The organism is Vibrio sp. Y176 (assembly GCF_033438945.1).
Genome location: NZ_JAWOQS010000619.1, coordinates 1 through 663 on the forward strand (window position 1 = coordinate 1; position 663 = coordinate 663).

Here is a 663-nt window from a genome sequence, read left to right on the forward strand (position 1 = left end):
AACACCGCGCTAGGCTACGGCATGTATGTGTGGTTGTTGCAACGCATGTCAGTGGTCGACTTTACGTTTGGTGGCATTGCCAACCCGATTGCAGGGATCGTCTCTGGGTTATTGCTGTTGGGTGAAAACTTTACCCCACTCCAATACAGCTTGATGGTGGGCATGATTGTGATGTCTTTACTGCCTCAAATTTTAACGTCGTTGCGCGCAAGAAAAGAAGTAATAACGGTTTAAGTAATCATCCCCCATCATATTCAAGAGAACGCCCGATTTTGTATCGGGCGTTTTGTTATTCAATTCGCTCTGAGCTGGGCTTGTTTTCGATAAGCAAGCGGTGTGACACCATATTCTTTTCTGAAACAGGCACCAAAATAAGAGGCATGCTTAAAACCACATAGCTCAGCTATTGCACTGACACTCGCGTCGCTATTGCACACCATTTTTTGTGCTGTATCTAGTCGTGCAGCCTGCAGCACATCAGTAAACGTCGTCCCTTCCTTGTTCAACTTTCTTTTTACCGTCGACTCACTCATGTAACCCAGTTTCGCAATTTCTTTAAGCGTCCACGGCTTCGTTAGATCTTTAGAGATCAGCGCGCGAATACGTGAAGACAACGAAGAATATGAACGAGTTTCTGCCTGACTGGCGCTCTGGTCAAAGTGC

1 protein-coding gene and 1 pseudogene are annotated in these 663 nt (G+C 46.2%); one reads left to right on the forward strand and one right to left on the reverse strand.

Going from position 1 to position 663, the window contains the following annotated elements; genetic code table 11:
• A pseudogene (locus R7O13_RS27665) lies at window positions 1–234 on the forward strand (EamA family transporter); the annotation flags it as partial.
• A gap of 59 nt (window positions 235–293) precedes the next feature.
• Here the strand turns inward: R7O13_RS27665 and R7O13_RS27670 are convergent.
• Window positions 294–663: AraC family transcriptional regulator (locus R7O13_RS27670; RefSeq protein WP_318305297.1), on the reverse strand; the 370-nt coding region annotated here is incomplete at its 5' end.